17 protein-coding genes are annotated in these 13815 nt (G+C 64.1%); 12 read left to right on the top strand and 5 right to left on the bottom strand.

Translation table 11 applies throughout. From position 1 onward, the window contains the following. The first annotated feature begins 62 nt into the window (after positions 1 to 62). A complete protein-coding gene (locus HB681_RS24895; protein ID WP_213957551.1) occupies positions 63 to 776 on the top strand; it encodes a Crp/Fnr family transcriptional regulator in 714 nt (237 codons plus the stop codon). Positions 777 to 821: 45 nt separating this feature from the next. Here the strand turns inward: HB681_RS24895 and HB681_RS24890 are convergent, their stop codons facing one another. Then, complete coding sequence (locus HB681_RS24890) at positions 822 to 1802, bottom strand: LysR family transcriptional regulator (RefSeq protein WP_213957550.1); 981 nt, start codon at positions 1800 to 1802, stop codon at positions 822 to 824. Positions 1803 to 1903: 101 nt separating this feature from the next. Here HB681_RS24890 and HB681_RS24885 point away from each other — a divergent pair, with 101 nt between their 5' ends. From HB681_RS24885 to HB681_RS24840, 10 genes are all read left to right on the top strand, one after another. Then, positions 1904 to 2431: a thiamine pyrophosphate-binding protein gene (locus tag HB681_RS24885; RefSeq protein ID WP_213957549.1), complete on the top strand. Its 528-nt coding sequence runs from the start codon at positions 1904 to 1906 to the stop codon at positions 2429 to 2431. Between the two features lies 1 nt (position 2432). Continuing rightward, positions 2433 to 3038 (top strand): thiamine pyrophosphate-dependent enzyme, encoded by a 606-nt coding sequence (locus HB681_RS24880; protein WP_213957548.1) that lies wholly within the window; start codon positions 2433 to 2435, stop codon positions 3036 to 3038. Beyond that, positions 3035 to 4657, top strand: coding sequence for a GMC family oxidoreductase N-terminal domain-containing protein (locus HB681_RS24875; RefSeq protein ID WP_213957547.1), 1623 nt, complete (start codon positions 3035 to 3037; stop codon positions 4655 to 4657). The genes HB681_RS24880 and HB681_RS24875 overlap by 4 nt, the downstream gene beginning before the upstream one ends. A 22-nt stretch (positions 4658 to 4679) precedes the next feature. Then, positions 4680 to 5654: a tripartite tricarboxylate transporter substrate binding protein gene (locus HB681_RS24870; protein WP_213957546.1), complete on the top strand. Its 975-nt coding sequence runs from the start codon at positions 4680 to 4682 to the stop codon at positions 5652 to 5654. A 495-nt stretch (positions 5655 to 6149) separates the two neighbouring features. Next, on the top strand, positions 6150 to 6446 hold the full coding sequence (locus HB681_RS38815; RefSeq protein ID WP_345944741.1) for a hypothetical protein: 297 nt from the start codon (positions 6150 to 6152) through the stop codon (positions 6444 to 6446). 387 nt (positions 6447 to 6833) lie between these two features. Continuing rightward, entirely contained in the window at positions 6834 to 7187 is a 354-nt protein-coding gene (locus tag HB681_RS38325) for a GNAT family N-acetyltransferase (protein WP_345944740.1), read from the top strand. A gap of 37 nt (positions 7188 to 7224) precedes the next feature. Beyond that, positions 7225 to 7503: an AbrB/MazE/SpoVT family DNA-binding domain-containing protein gene (locus HB681_RS24855; protein ID WP_213957545.1), complete on the top strand. Its 279-nt coding sequence runs from the start codon at positions 7225 to 7227 to the stop codon at positions 7501 to 7503. Next, complete coding sequence (locus tag HB681_RS24850; protein WP_213957544.1) at positions 7500 to 7895, top strand: type II toxin-antitoxin system VapC family toxin; 396 nt, start codon at positions 7500 to 7502, stop codon at positions 7893 to 7895. The genes HB681_RS24855 and HB681_RS24850 overlap by 4 nt, the downstream gene beginning before the upstream one ends. Before the next feature lie 85 nt (positions 7896 to 7980). Beyond that, on the top strand, positions 7981 to 8409 hold the full coding sequence (locus HB681_RS24845; protein WP_213957543.1) for a helix-turn-helix transcriptional regulator: 429 nt from the start codon (positions 7981 to 7983) through the stop codon (positions 8407 to 8409). Further along, positions 8403 to 9656 carry a hypothetical protein gene (locus HB681_RS24840; RefSeq protein ID WP_213957542.1) on the top strand — a complete coding sequence of 418 codons (1254 nt, stop codon included), beginning with the start codon at positions 8403 to 8405 and terminating at the stop codon, positions 9654 to 9656. Before HB681_RS24845 ends, HB681_RS24840 begins: the two co-directional genes overlap by 7 nt. Positions 9657 to 10066: 410 nt before the next feature. Here HB681_RS24840 and HB681_RS24835 read toward each other — a convergent pair whose 3' ends face one another. Then, on the bottom strand, positions 10067 to 11044 hold the full coding sequence (locus HB681_RS24835) for an ABC transporter substrate-binding protein (protein ID WP_213957541.1): 978 nt from the start codon (positions 11042 to 11044) through the stop codon (positions 10067 to 10069). A 485-nt stretch (positions 11045 to 11529) separates the two neighbouring features. Between HB681_RS24835 and HB681_RS24830 the strand changes: the two genes are divergently transcribed. Beyond that, positions 11530 to 11736 (top strand): hypothetical protein, encoded by a 207-nt coding sequence (locus HB681_RS24830; protein WP_213957540.1) that lies wholly within the window; start codon positions 11530 to 11532, stop codon positions 11734 to 11736. Positions 11737 to 11922: 186 nt separating this feature from the next. On the opposite strand, the gene HB681_RS24825 is transcribed toward HB681_RS24830, so the two are convergent. From HB681_RS24825 to HB681_RS24815, 3 genes are all read right to left on the bottom strand, one after another. After that, a complete protein-coding gene (locus tag HB681_RS24825; RefSeq protein ID WP_213957539.1) occupies positions 11923 to 12360 on the bottom strand; it encodes a hypothetical protein in 438 nt (145 codons plus the stop codon). 33 nt (positions 12361 to 12393) lie between these two features. Then, a complete protein-coding gene (locus HB681_RS24820) occupies positions 12394 to 12957 on the bottom strand; it encodes a cupin domain-containing protein (protein ID WP_213957538.1) in 564 nt (187 codons plus the stop codon). Between the two features lie 178 nt (positions 12958 to 13135). Then, positions 13136 to 13756 (bottom strand): hypothetical protein, encoded by a 621-nt coding sequence (locus HB681_RS24815; protein ID WP_213957537.1) that lies wholly within the window; start codon positions 13754 to 13756, stop codon positions 13136 to 13138. Positions 13757 to 13815: the final 59 nt, after the last annotated feature.

The raw sequence follows: 13815 nt of genomic DNA, 5'->3' as shown, positions 1-13815 counted from the left end.
GTGTCGCGGCCGACCGCAACCGGCGTCTGTTAAAAACCCGACAACCCCGCTAGAGACAAACCATGACCCCGTTCCCTGCGCAGTCCGTGTTCGCCACGATCAAGCAGATTCCCGGGCTGGCCAACCTGGACGATCGCGTGATCGAACGACTCGCCTTGCACAGCAGGGAAGTCGCGTTGACGACAGGCGAGGCGCTGACCCGGCGTGGACAGCCCCAGACGCGGCTGTCGCTGGTGCAGGGCGGCAGCCTGGAGATCAGCATCCACGGCCGCGAAGGCAAGCGGCATGTGATCCGGTACCTGCGCCAAGGCGAGGTATTCGGGCTGATTCCGGTGCTCGACGGCGGCGGCGCCGTGCACGATGCAGATGCGCACGAGGACACGCGCCTGGTGCAGATTCCACGCGACGTCCTGCTGGCGGAACTGAACGCGCAACCTGCGCTGGCGGTTCAACTGCTGCAGCTGTTCTGCGGCCGTTTCCGCCAGCTCTACGAACTCCTGGCCTACCAGCAACTGTTGTCGCTGAATGCGCGGGTCGCCCACCTGATCCTTTGCCTGGTGAGCGTCGAGCCACAGGTGCCGGCGGCACAACGCCCCGAGACTTTCGAGATCCACATGACGCAGTCCGACATGAGCGACATGCTCGGCGTGAGCCGCCAGAGCCTGAGTGCCGAACTCAAGAAGCTGGAGCGCCTGGCGCTGATTCGCCTGGCACATGCGAAATTGGTCGTGACGGATCCTGGAGGGCTGGAGCGAATCGCGGCGGGGTCGGTATAGCGTAGCCGCGGTCGACGCGGTCGACGCGTTGGGTGCCGGGCAAGGCTACGTAAGGGGCTTGGCCTTGGCGCGGCGCGAGACTGACGACTTGACCGACGACTTGATGCAATCCAGCAGGGCGCTCACAGGCTCGCGCGGCGGACCGGGAGCGCGCCGCGTGATCATCGACAGCGACGGCAGCGTCGTGTCGCCTTGCAAATCGAGGATCACGAGGTTCTTGTTGATCGCGGCTTCGTCACGGGCCTGCTGCTCGCGCATCGGCCCGATGCAAGACGGATCCAGCCGGATGAGCGTCAGCACCGTGAGCGGCGAGAGGCATTCGATGCACGGCTGCGGCGGCGTCACGCCGGCGTCGATGCAGGCCCCGATCACGGCGCGCCTCAGCAGCGAGCCGCGCGGCGGCAGGATCCATTGCTGATCGGCCAGATGTTCCCAGCGGATCTTGCGCCGGCGTGCGAGCGGATTCGTCCGGGTTGCCACCAGGCGCATGTAGTCGTCGGCCAGCGTCTCGACCCGGAGCCGGTCCAGGCGCTCGTTATTGAGTTCGTCCGGCGCCAGCGCGCCGACGATGCAGTCGATCTCGCCTTGCAGCAGGTCTTCGATGAGCTGGTCGACCTGCGCCTCGCGGACCTGAACGATCACATCGGGCATGCGCCGGCGGAGCATGACGATGCCTTGCGGCAGCGTGATCGAGCCGGAGAAGGTGCCGACGCGCAGCAAGCCCGAGGCGCCGGCGCGCAGCAAGGCCGCCTCCTCCTGCGCGGCGCCCAGCTCGGCCACGAGCATGCCTGAGCGCCGCATCAGCGCGAGCCCGACGTGGTTCGCGCTGATGCCCCGGGCCGTGCGCTCGAAAAGCGGGCCGCCGAAGATCTCCTCGACCTCCCGAATCATTCGCGACACGGCCGGTTGCGTCAGGTGCATCCGCTTGGCGGCGGCATGCACCGTGCGCACTTCACTCAAGTGTCCCAACAGCTCCAGGTGCCTTAGCCGCAGGCGGCGCAACAGTTGGGACGTCGGATCTTCCATGGCAGTGCTGATACGTTTCAGGCATCAAAAGATGAGATTAAGTGAATTGTGGAGTATGGGCTGCGTTCCTAGACTTCGTCATCGAATTCAAGAGGCAGACCTTGGCAACTACACCTACATCGATCGCGGCCAGTGCCATCGTCGAGCGGCTCGGCGCACTGGACTACCGACACATCGTCACCGTGCCGGACTTCGTCCAGCTCTCGGTGCACCGTCTCGTCGACGAGACGCCCGCATTTCGCGTGATCCGTTGCGCGGACGAGAACCAGGCCATCCACGTTGCGGGTGGCCTGTGCATCGGCGGCAACCGCACCGCGGTGCTCATCCAGAACCAAGGCCTACTCAACTGCATGAACAGCCTGCGCGCGATCGGACTTGATGCAAAGCTGCCGATGCTGCTCATGGTCGGCCAGTTCGGCCGCGAGTTCGCGAACGTCGGTGGGGATCCGAAGCAATCGCGCCGCCGCGTCGTGAATCTGGTGGAGCCCATGCTCGACGCCATCGACATCCCTTACTGGCGCCTCGACGGGCCGCGGGACATCGCCAGCATCGACGAAGCTGCAGAGGTCAGCGCGGCGCGCAATGTCCCGGCCGCCTTGCTAGTCGGTCACTACACCGCATGGAGCTGACATGACCATCACCACTCAAGAAGCCTGCGCCATCGTGCGCGAAGCCAGGGTCGACGCCATCGTGGTTAGCACGATGTCCGCCATGAACTGCATGGACCAGCTCGACCCGGATTACGCGTTCGGCCTGTCGTCGGTGCCGCTGATGGGCGGCGCCGCCGGCCTCGGGCTGGGCCTGGCGCTGTCGTTTCCGCAGCGCAAGGTCATCGTGCTCGACGGCGACGCCAGCTTGCTGATGGAGCTGGGCGTGCTCTCCACCGTCGCGGGCGTTCGGCCGGGCAACTTCTATCACTTCGTCTTTGCCAACGGCGTGCAGTTCAACGGTGGCGCGAACCTTCCACTGGCCGGAACGCAGCCGGTGGATTTCTGCGCGGTGGCACTGGCGTCCGGCTACGCCGCCGCCCGCAGGTTCGGGCAGGTGCCGGACTTGAGGGACAACATCGCGGCATGCCTCGCCCAGCCGGCACCGGCACTGATCGAGCTGGCGATCGAACCCACACCGCCCCGGTTCGGCCCGGCGTTGATGCAGCCCGAGCAGCCCGATGCGCGCTTCGAACGCATGGGGGTCGAGGCACGCCGCCTCATGCACAACCTGGGCACGGCGCCATGACCGCGCCTCGCACCGTCGACTACATCGTGGTCGGGGCCGGCTCCGCAGGTTGTGCGTTGGCTGCCGGCCTGGCCCGAAGCGGCAAGCACAGCGTCGAGCTGCTGGAAGCGGGCAGGGACGAACGCATGATCTGGGTGCGCGTGCCTGCCGGCGTGGCCTACCTGATCCGCGACGAGCGCGCGGTGAGGCGCTTCTTCACCAAGCCCGAAGCGCACCTGAACGGGCGGAGCATCTACTGGCCGCGCGGCCGCATGCTTGGAGGCTCGTCGTCCGTCAACGGAATGATCTGGGTGCATGGCGATCCGCAGGAATACGACAGGTGGCGCGACGACCATGGCCTGCAGGACTGGGGCAGCGACGGCATCAAGCCCTATCTGAAGCGCGCCGAATCCTATGAAAGGGGCGAACCCGCCCAGCGCGGCCGAAGCGGCCCCGTGGTCGTGAGCGAATACGGTCCGCACCTCCCGATGATGGATGGCTTCGTCCAGGCCTGCGTCGAAGCCGGCATTCCCGCGAATGCCGACTACAACGGGGCGTGCTACGAAGGCGTGGGCTACCTGCAGCTCAACACGCGGCGCGGGCTGCGCGTGAGCGCGAGCGATGCCTACCTGAAGTCGGTGCGCGCCAAGGGAAAGCTGAATGTGCAGACAGGCGCGGCGGTGCAACGCATCTTGTTCGAGGGCTCGCGCGCATGCGGCGTGGAGTATCGGCACGGCACCGAGCTTCGGCAGGTGTTCGCGGCCAGGGAGGTGATCCTTTCCGCCGGCGCGCTGCAGTCGCCGCAATTGCTGGAGCTTTCGGGCATCGGCGATGCGAGTCGCCTGGGCGAACTGGGCATTGGCGTTCGCCACCATGCGCCCGAGGTCGGCGAGAACCTGCGCGACCACCTGCACGTGCGGGTCACCTACGAATGCAGGGACGCCATCACGCTCAATCAGATCATGCCCAGCATGTGGCGCAAGGCCATGATGGCGATGCGCCTGGCCGTGCGCGGCAACGGCCTCATGAGCAGCGCGAGCGCTGTGGCGCATGCATTGGTGCGAACTGCGCCGCACTTGGCCCAGCCGGACGCGAAGCTGCAGTTGCACTGGCTGTCCAGTTCCGACGCGAGAAACGCCGGCAAGCTCGTGCTGGACGACTATCCCGGCTTCTCGATCGGCACGTTCGCATTGACGCCGAAATCGCTGGGCTCCGTGCACGTCGAATCCAGCGACCCGGCAGCCGCGCCGGCAATGAATGCGAACTACCTGCAGCACCCCGACGACGTCGCATCCACGCTCGGTGCGCTTCGGCTGGCCAGGAAGGTGGCGGCGCAGCCGGCGCTGTCCAGGTTCGTCGTGCGCGAGGCCCGCCCCGGCGCCGCCGATACGACGGACGACGAACTGCTGGCGTACGCGCGCAGCTTTGGACAGACCTCCTATCACCCCATCGGTTCGTGCCGCATGGGTGTGGATGCCAGCTCCGTGGTCGATGAGCGCCTCCGCGTGCGCGGCGTGTCCGGTCTGCGCGTTGCGGATGCTTCCGTCATGCCGACGATGCCCTCGGCCAACACCAATGCGCCATCGATCGCCATCGGCGAGAAGGCGGTCGACCTGATTCTCGAAGACGCAACCCATTGAAAAACCACCCTGGAGACAAGACATGAAAAAGACCTTTACCCGCTGGGCCGCACTGGCTGCGATGCTCTGCTCCTTTGCCGCCGGTGCACACGCTCAGGGCGCCTACCCCGACCGGCCGATCCGTCTCATCGTGCCGGCCAGCGCTGGCGGAGAGCCGGACAACATTGCCCGACTCATCGCGCGCCACATGAGCGACGACCTCAAGCAGCCCATCGTCGTGGACAACAAGGTGGGCGCGGGCGGGCTGATCGGCGTCGCTTCGCTCGCCACGTCGAAACCTGACGGTTACACGATTGGCATCGTGTACCAGGCCGTGCTGGCACTGTCGCCACACCTGCTTTCGAAAAAGCTGTTCGATCCCCTGGCGGACATCGGTCCGATCGGCCTGATCTCTGTCTCTGGCAATGCGCTGCTCGTATCGGCCAAGTCGCCGGTCACGTCCTACGCGGACCTTGTGGCGCGCGCCAAGGCGAACCCCGGCAAGCTCAGCTTTGGCTCGTGGGGCGAAGGAAGTGCAGGGCACATCAGCGGCGAGGTCTGGAAGAAGGCGGCCGGCATCGACATCCAGCACGTGCCGTACAAGGGCACCAACGAAGCGCTGATGGGCATGCTGGGCGGCGAGATCGACGCGATGTTCGGAGGCTGGGGGCTCGCCTCCACCCAGGTGAAGGCCGGCAAGGCCCGGGTGCTGGCGGTGACTTCGCCACAGCGCTCGCCCACGTTCGCCGGTGCCCCGACCTTCAAGGAGCCTGGCATTCCATTCGGCCTGTATTCCTGGTACGGCCTCGTGGCCCCGGAAGGATTGCCTGCACCGGTCCTGAAGAAGCTCGAAACCTCGCTGCGCAAGGCGGTCGGTCAGCCAGAGGTGGCCGAGCAGTTGCAGAACCTCGGCATGCAGCCGCAGTCCGCCACCGCGCAGCAGCTTCGCGAGCGAATTCGCGGGGACTACGAAGTCTGGGGCAAGGAGATCGCCAATATCGGCATCCAGGCGCGCTGACTGGGCGACGCGCAGCACGCGCGAGTGAGGCATGTTGGTTGTGCTCGAGGCAGTTGCAGCGAGCCGCCGTCCCGCGCCTCTTTACTCTCGATAAGGCGGGATTATCGTGGCCTTTGTGGGGCGAAATTGGCCGCAGCGCGCGTGCAGAATCGGAGGCTGATGACGCGATTGATGCACGACCCAAACAAAGCCCCCTGCAATTCGCCGAACCGGCATCCATCGGCCGGTTTCAAAGGTCGATGACATGGGCCATCTTTAAAGTTCATTCCCTACGGAGCGCGTCGTCGTCATCGGCAGCACAGGTGCCGGCAAGACTACGTTCGCGCGAGAGCTTGCATCCGCGTTGGGACAGTACGCCTTCGATCTGGACCCGCTTTACCACGGACCGGACTGGACCCCCAAGCCACTTCGACGCTTCAGGGAACTGACGGCACAAGCGGCGGGCGGCGAGCGTTGGGTCGCCTCGGGCAACTATGCGCAAGTGCGCGACATCTTGTGGTCCAAGGCACCACGGTCATCTGGCTCAACTACGGATTTGCGACCGTGTTCTGGCGGGTGCTGCGTCGAAGCCTGCGCCGGTGCTGGACACGCGAGGAACTGTGGCATGGCAATCGCGAGTCGTTCAAGCTGGCCTTCTTATCGCGAGATTCCGTCCTGCTCTACGTCCTCACCACCTTTGGCAAACGCCGGCGGCAAATCGCGGCGCTGCGCGCCAGTGGCGAGTTTGCGAATGTGGCGTGGCTGGAGTTTAGGCAGCCCGCGCAAGCCAGGCGCTACCGCGCCTCGCTTTAGGGCCAGGTACCAGCCGCTTCGTCCGGCTCGCTTCATCGCATCGGAGCGGGGCGCGCTAAGCAATTCGTGGCTCGAGCACTTCCCGAGGCCAGGGTGCCCAAGCGGCCACGCAGCGCGCGGTCCTTCTCGCGCTGGGTCACAAGCCCGTTCCGGTATTCAGGCGTGAATGAATTAGCGTAGCGCGATGGACGCTGGCCGACCTTTATCTTTGCCTTGCTTGGTCTGGCCGTCCCGCCAGTTCCTGCCCAGCTACCTTGCGGCGCTGGAACGCGGCTGGTCACGCAATAACCTCCGTCCTGAAGCTTGGCGCGGCGAACTTGAACAGATACAGTGCGACGCCGATGCCTTCCTAGCCAGTTGGTCGATCGCGAAGGCGCCGGCCCGCCCGTGACAACGCCCGACGGCACGACGGTGCCGAAGCTGCCGGGGATCTGGGACGGGATATTCTGCGGCACCATCGGCTTGCGCTGGCAGCGTGGAACCAACGCGTTGCCGCCTTACTGCCTGGGCCACATCTGCTACAGAATGGTGCCCTGGAAATGCGGGCGCGGCTATGCCACCGAGGCATTGCGGCTGCTGCTGCGCGACGCACCCGCCGAGGGCCTGCGCTACGTCGAGATCACGACAAAGCCGGACAATCTAGCGTCGCAACGCGTGATCGCGCGCAATGGCGGCGTGCTGGTCTCGCAAACAGCACGCCCTTCACCAAGTCTGATGTCATTAACGTCCTTACCGAGCTAGAATGTAAGGAACTGCCCGATCAAGAGAGGTTCCGATCATGTTCGCCACACTCACCAGCAAGGGACAACTCACGCTGCCCAAGGAGATCCGCGATCGACTGAGCCTGGGCACAGGCGCGATCCTGGACTTCCAGCTCCGGCCGGACAACACGATCACTGCAAGGCACGTCAAGCCCGATGCTCGGCGTATCCGTGGCCTGCTCAAGTCGCCGCGTCCCGCACCGCTGACCGTCGAGCAGATGGACGAAGCCGTCTCCAAGCACTTGCGGGACAAGCATGCCCCAGCCCCGGCGGGCCGCAAAGCCGCCGGCCGATGATCGGCATCGACACCAACATCCTGCTGCGCCTCTGGCTTAACGATGACCCGGCACAAAACAAGCGCATCGATGCGTTGCTGGTCGAGCACGGCGGCACACCCGCCTCGTTGCTGGTGACGGATGTCGTGCTAGCCGAAGCCGTCTGGACGTTGAAGTCGGCCTTCGACCAGGACAAGAACGCCCAGTTGATCGCGTTGCGCAGCTTGTTGGACGAGACAGCGTTTGCATTCGAGGATCGCGAGTCCGTTGCTGCTGCGGCCGTGCTTTTCGAAGCGGGCTCCTGCGGATTTGCCGACTGCCTCGTCGTCGCCAAGCATGCCCGGCACGGCTGCGACTTCACCGCGACATTCGATCGAGGCATGCGCAAGCTGCCTGGGGTGAAGGTACTCTGACCTACCCGGCATGACTGGTCCACGCCACGCTCAAGTTCGCGAAGCAGGACTTGGACGCCTGGCAGGCCCAACGACGAGCGCGCCGATGACCCTCACCACCGAGATCACGATCGAAGAAGGCAGCACCAATGTCTATGCCCACCCGGGCTACGCCGAGGCCGCCGAAATGCAGCGCAAATCGCATCTGGCGGCCGAGCTCGCCAGAGCCATCAAGGCCCGCCGCCTGGCCCAACTGGAGGCAGCTGAGCTGCTGGGCATCGACCAGTCCAAGGTCTCCCGCACCACCCGCGGGCATTTCCGTGGCGTCAGCGAAGCCAAGGTGCTGGGACTGGCCACCCGCCTGGGCCGCGACGTCAAGATCGTCGTCGGGCCCGGCCGCCGCCGGCAGGATCGAACTCCAGTTCGCCTGACCGGTCCCGCCAATCGCGCCACAACAGGCATGGCCCATCCAGCACAGATCACCGACCATCCGCCCCAACTGCCGGTCAACAACCACTTGGACGCGTTATGGTGAAAGCCACTGGCGCACCGGCGACACCTTGGGCATTCCGTGCTCGCTTCCGCCGGACTGCGTTCGGCTGGAAAGGCTCCAATCTCGCGATCGAACGCATCCACGACGCCCTTGCCGAAATCCGTGCGGTCGCTCGACAGGACCCTGCAGCAGCGGCCGAAGGCGCGGTCTTGTTCCTGGAGAAGCTCTCCCCAGCCCTGAACCAGATCGACAGCTCCAGCGGCGCCCTCGGCAACGCTACCTATTCGGCCGTGAAGGAACTGGTGCCCCTCATCGGCAGCGCACCCGTGGACACCGCTGTGCGCAAGAAGTGGCTCGACCGGCTCTTCGAGGCCATCCAGGAGGACGATCCACCCTACATCGAGCACCTGGGTGACCACTGGGGCGATCTGTGCGCAACACCCGAGCTCGCATTAAGTTGGGCCGACCAGTTGCTCCCGACCCTGCGCAGCGTACTGCGCGAACGAATGCGCGGCACCTACGCCTTCTTCTCGGGCACCACCCTGTGCTACAGCGCACTGTTCAAGGCCGGCCAACACGACGAGCTTCTGAAATTGCTGGCCCTGGACCCGCATCCGATCTGGCAGTACATGGTCTGGGGCGCACGCGTGCTGGCCGCTCGCGGCCAAGTCGACGAGGCCATCGCCTACGTTCGTGACCGCGCGGGCAGCACTACCAGCCCTGTAACCATTGCGCGCTTTGTCGAAGAGGCTCTGCTGAAGGCGGGCCGACGCGCCGAAGCCTTTGACCAGTACGCGCTGCTGGCCAACCAAGCCAACTCCAACCTGTCGACCTTCAGGGCCCTGGCGAAGAAGTACCCCGAATTGGCACCCGACAAACTGTTGGCCCACCTGATCGACTCGACACCTGGCGAGCCCGGCAAATGGTTCGCCACCGCGAAGACCCTGAAACTCTTCGACCGGGCGACGCAACTGGCTTGGGCTTCACCGTGCGACCCCAAGACCCTGATGCGTGCTGCGCGCGATCATCTAGTCAAACAACCCGGCTTCGCCATGCAAACTGCACTGGCCGCACTGCACTGGATGTCGATAGGCCACGGCTACGAACTCACAGGCCTGGACGCGCACGAAGCCCACCGACTGGCCATCGAAGCTGCGGGCAACGCCAAGCAGACAGAACTGGCGCAGGCTACCATCGAGCAGGTGCTGGCTCCCGACCGTCCTCTGTCGGCTTGGTTGCGGCAATCTCTCGGACGCCCGGCTGCCGCTTCGAAGCTAACGCGCGCCTGAACACCGCTACGCCGGGCACCCGCACCTTCCTTTCGCTGCGTTGTCGCCGCCGCTTGCAGTTTCGAGAGGCGCGCTGACACGCGCCCGCAAAAAGAGAACTCGCAACAGCGACACGGGGGTCTGCTCGTTTTCATAATCAGTCACCGGCACACCGGCGTTGCACCGGAATAAACGCAAAGGCCGATTGCGTTGATCCGATATGCGCACGGACGAGAGCAACCGCCGCTGCACCTGTGGCACAGTCAACCGCCCTCCTCCCGCGGCAATCCCGGTGTACCCGGCATCGTTTTACATAATTGGCGCTCGGTTGGACAAAAAAGTAGGGGCTCCGCGTCGTACGGCCCGGCGCCAGTCTCTCCGAGGGACCCGGCCCCGCCAGGGGACTGCGTCGCGAGCAATGGTCCTTGTACTCACTCGATGACGCGGGTTGCGCGCGATAGCAATGCCTGCGACAGGTTCATGCCAAGCAAGCTGGCTGTCTTGCGATTGACCACGAATTCAAACCGCGTGGGCTGTTCGATGGGCAAGTCGGCGGCGCGCGCGCCGCTGAGGATTTTGGCGACGTAGCTCGCGGCCCGACGGCCAAGTGACTCAAGGTCAGCGCCGTAGCTCATGAGAAAGCCGGCATTCGCAAGCAACGGCAGCTCACTGATCGACGGCAGCCGGTAATTCACTGCGAGTTCGGCCAGCTTGGACCGATGCGTCACGATGGTGTTGGTCGCGATGGCGTAAAGACCTTGAGCGCGGCTCGCCGCTGCGAACTTGAATGCCGGCTCGATGTCGTTCGGACCGCTGATGTTGAGCGCGATCAACTCGATTCCCAGCGCCCGAGCGCCCCCGTCCAGCCCCGCCTCACCCATTTCCGCAGGCGCCGCGAGCACGGCAACGCGCGACATTTCCGGCACGGCAAGCTTCAACAGTTCGAGCTGCTTCGGCGCGAGCTCCGGGAAGGTCACCGTGACCCCTGTGACGTTGCCGCCCGGCCGAGCGAGAGTTTGAGCCCAACCTTCGCGCACCGGATTGCTGCCGCTGATCGTGACGATCGGAATCGTACCCGTCGCCTTTCGCGCGAATTGCAGCGGCACTGGCCCACCGGTCACGATCACGTCGACCCTTGTAGCGACCAGCTCGTTGACGTGCGCCGACAGTTGGTCCGGCTTACCGTCGGCATACCGTTTTTCGATCAGGATGTTGCGACCTTCGACATATCCGAGGTCGTTCAGCCCTTGGCGAAATCCGATGATCGGATCCGCGTCAACGCCTGACGGCTCCGGCCCGAATGAGAGTAGGCCGATACGTGGCACCGACCGAGCAGGCTGCGCGCGCAGCATCGCGGAGCGGCCAGCCAGGTGGGCCGCGGCAATCAAGACAATAGCGCGTCGATTCATACATCATCTGTTTCGCAGCGCAATGGCGTGTCCGCAAGTCTACGCGCCCGCAGCCATGTCGTGTGCGTGCAAATTTTTTTGCGCCGACGAGGTCCCCGAGGCTGCTCAACAAGACTCACGAAGAGCTTGCTCCGCTCGTTGAACACGATGTGACCCCGGTCGAGTGATTTGCAGCAGGTCCCTGAGACATGCGGCGATCGTTTTGACTGGGGCAGCTTCCGGCTGCGAATCACAGCCGCAGGCATGTTGGCTTCACCTTTCAAGAGCGTCGGAGCTCGAGTTGATGACGAGGTGGCTGCTCCGTGTCGGCCAGTCTCTCTCCTTCCGCTTTGTACGGAATTCCCCCTGAAACAGGGTTTGTGCCCCCCGGCCAAACACGCGGGTTTGCCCGTGAGTCGGCAGCAAAATTAATAAACCATTCAGTTTGCAAAATGAAACTCCGCTGTCGAGTCCGGCATCCCCGCCCGGCACGCAATGTAGACCTAATGACCAAATTCACGCGCGAAGAGTTCGAGGACAGCTACCGACGTTGGAGATGCGTAGCGGCGCAACACAGCCAGATGTTGTTAGACGCAATGGCAGGCAAGCCGGTCAGCATCGACCGCATGCATCAGGTCATTGCCGAGATGGAACGGCTACAGGATGACTGGTGCGCGAAGTCATGGGGCCACATCCGATGGGAGGAAGAGTAACGCAAAAAACGCAAGATGATTCACTGGCATAAAGTTCCATGTCGGGTCTCCTTCGTGGGCTCAATCGGTTGAATGGGAATCCAAACGATAAGCCAGTGAACGGAGGCCGACCCCTCGCGGGCTAGATGCGACATCTGAACTTGGGATTGACAGACAGACAGACAGAAAGACACGCCCTGGGGCACCCTAGAGCTTCGAGAAGTTAGCCGTACATGGCCGGAGTTCATTTCGGGTGGCTTGACCGCGCGACTGCTCCAGCTTTCCTTGCATCGTGTAGTTGTACTGCGTGCCTTGTGCGACCTTGCCGACGGAGTAGTCCGACCTGCCCGTGTTTCCTGTCGCATTGATTTGCAGCCCACCGTCCTCACTGACTTGACCGGTGTAGACAACTGACGCGGGGTGGCCGGGTGCGCCGTACTCCCCTTGCAGGCCGCCGTCACGAATGGTCACCGTGAAGTTGTATTCGTATCCCTTGACCAACCCACTCCTGTCCTTCGTGTCCGGGCAAGTCAGGAGCACAGACCAGCGCCCGTCAAAAGGCCGTTCTGCAGCAACTGCGAACTCTGACACCGAGGCACTCGCCAACAAAAGCAAAGCCAAAGTAGAGATGAGTGGATGTTTCATGGGCGTCATGGCAAAGAATCACACGAACGGTTTCTAGGCCGCCGCCTTCGCGACTTCGATGCCGGTCGGTTGGCGGTGCACCCCGATCGTCGTGAAAAGCACCTTGCAAGCGTCGCTGCCCTTGTTGCGCCAGGCGTGCCGGGTGCCGTTTTGAACGAAGGTGTCGCCCGCGCGCAGGAGCGTCTGCTTTCCGTCATCCAGCTCGAGCCATATCTCGCCAGAGATGACGTACCCGAAATCTATCGAGTCGCTCGTGTGCATGCCTGGATTCGAGCGATAAATGTGAGCCGCAAATCCGGGCAGCACCCGTTCCATTTCGAGCCACGCCGCCTTGCGATCGCTCGGAACCGGGCGCGGCGCGGAGTCAGGCGGGAAGGTGACGACACCGAACCTGAAGCCGCCAGGAGGTGGAAAGTAGGTCGAGAGGGGCGGTACGGCGCCGTTGTCCGGAAGGCCTGGGGGACTTTGCGCGGACCAGAGCGCGAGCCATTCGCTGCCCGGCAGGAAGCTGATGGTGAGTGGTTCGATCCCCGCATCGTTGGCAACGATCGCCTTGCCTTCTGCACTGTGCCCAGTGACCAGACGCCGTGTAGGCATGGGAGCTCCTTTGGATTTGAGTGCGACGCCTGCCGCTACTACTGGACACTGGGTGTCTCGGCCGAGGTCAAGTCAGCACGCGCTTCATCGAGTTTTGCTAGCGCTTCCGGGTTGTTCTGCTGCATGGAAACTCATCGCCATTGTTCTTCAAGTCAGGTCGGGGTTGACGTCTGGTTCCTCAGCAGTTCAGGGGCGCCAAGCCCACATAGAGCCGGCGTTCGAAGCGAATCTCGGGAAACATGATTGTCGCGCCGTCGACAGTCAGGTCGGGCAACTTCACCCAGACGCGATCCGCATGTTTTGTCTGGACGTGCGCCGCGACCCAATAGTGGCGCACCGCCAAGAAGGGTCGCGGCCCGGTCGGTAGCGTCGGCAACTGTGAGTCGGCCATCAGCAGGTCGGGTGCGGCCAAGCCCGCCCGGCGCGCCGGCAGCCGCACGTACCCGTCCTCCTTCACGCGGTCCCAGAGGTCGATCCAACCGATCGTGCCGATCCGAGGCGCGCTGCCGTCGCGCAGGTCGATGGCCACCTCACGACCTGCAAGCTGCGCGCGATGGTCCTTGCCGATGTCGTACCGAACGTGGACCACCTCGTCCTCGCGCCGTGGCTGCACACTGATCAGCAACTCGATACCAGCGCGCGAGACCACGAGCCCTTCGGGAATCGCGCCGAGCGAGCAACTGTTGTACGTGAGCCGGCCAACGCTTTCATCGCCCACGTAGTACGGGAGCGAAAGGGGTACGCAACCGGCGATGAGCGCGGCCACCCATACAGAGATAAAGCGGGCGTGAACCAGCATGCGGAACTCTGACGATGCGACGAGCACAGCCTGCGCTCGTCGCGCGATGAAAGCAATGC

It is taken from the genome of Variovorax sp. dw_954 (assembly GCF_018449755.1).
Classification (GTDB): domain Bacteria; phylum Pseudomonadota; class Gammaproteobacteria; order Burkholderiales; family Burkholderiaceae_C; genus Variovorax.
Note: the sequence above shows the minus strand (reverse complement) of the source record. Positions and strands in the feature narration are given on the sequence as shown.

Coding starts and splice junctions, on each gene's coding strand:
- HB681_RS24895 (WP_213957551.1), top strand. CDS start 63: ATGACCCCGTTCCCTGCGCAGTCCGTGTTCGCCACGATCAAGCAGATT.
- HB681_RS24890 (WP_213957550.1), bottom strand. CDS start 1,802: ATGGAAGATCCGACGTCCCAACTGTTGCGCCGCCTGCGGCTAAGGCAC.
- HB681_RS24880 (WP_213957548.1), top strand. CDS start 2,433: ATGACCATCACCACTCAAGAAGCCTGCGCCATCGTGCGCGAAGCCAGG.
- HB681_RS24875 (WP_213957547.1), top strand. CDS start 3,035: ATGACCGCGCCTCGCACCGTCGACTACATCGTGGTCGGGGCCGGCTCC.
- HB681_RS24870 (WP_213957546.1), top strand. CDS start 4,680: ATGAAAAAGACCTTTACCCGCTGGGCCGCACTGGCTGCGATGCTCTGC.
- HB681_RS24855 (WP_213957545.1), top strand. CDS start 7,225: ATGTTCGCCACACTCACCAGCAAGGGACAACTCACGCTGCCCAAGGAG.
- HB681_RS24850 (WP_213957544.1), top strand. CDS start 7,500: ATGATCGGCATCGACACCAACATCCTGCTGCGCCTCTGGCTTAACGAT.
- HB681_RS24845 (WP_213957543.1), top strand. CDS start 7,981: ATGACCCTCACCACCGAGATCACGATCGAAGAAGGCAGCACCAATGTC.
- HB681_RS24840 (WP_213957542.1), top strand. CDS start 8,403: ATGGTGAAAGCCACTGGCGCACCGGCGACACCTTGGGCATTCCGTGCT.
- HB681_RS24835 (WP_213957541.1), bottom strand. CDS start 11,044: ATGAATCGACGCGCTATTGTCTTGATTGCCGCGGCCCACCTGGCTGGC.
- HB681_RS24830 (WP_213957540.1), top strand. CDS start 11,530: ATGACCAAATTCACGCGCGAAGAGTTCGAGGACAGCTACCGACGTTGG.
- HB681_RS24825 (WP_213957539.1), bottom strand. CDS start 12,360: ATGAAACATCCACTCATCTCTACTTTGGCTTTGCTTTTGTTGGCGAGT.
- HB681_RS24820 (WP_213957538.1), bottom strand. CDS start 12,957: ATGCCTACACGGCGTCTGGTCACTGGGCACAGTGCAGAAGGCAAGGCG.
- HB681_RS24815 (WP_213957537.1), bottom strand. CDS start 13,756: ATGCTGGTTCACGCCCGCTTTATCTCTGTATGGGTGGCCGCGCTCATC.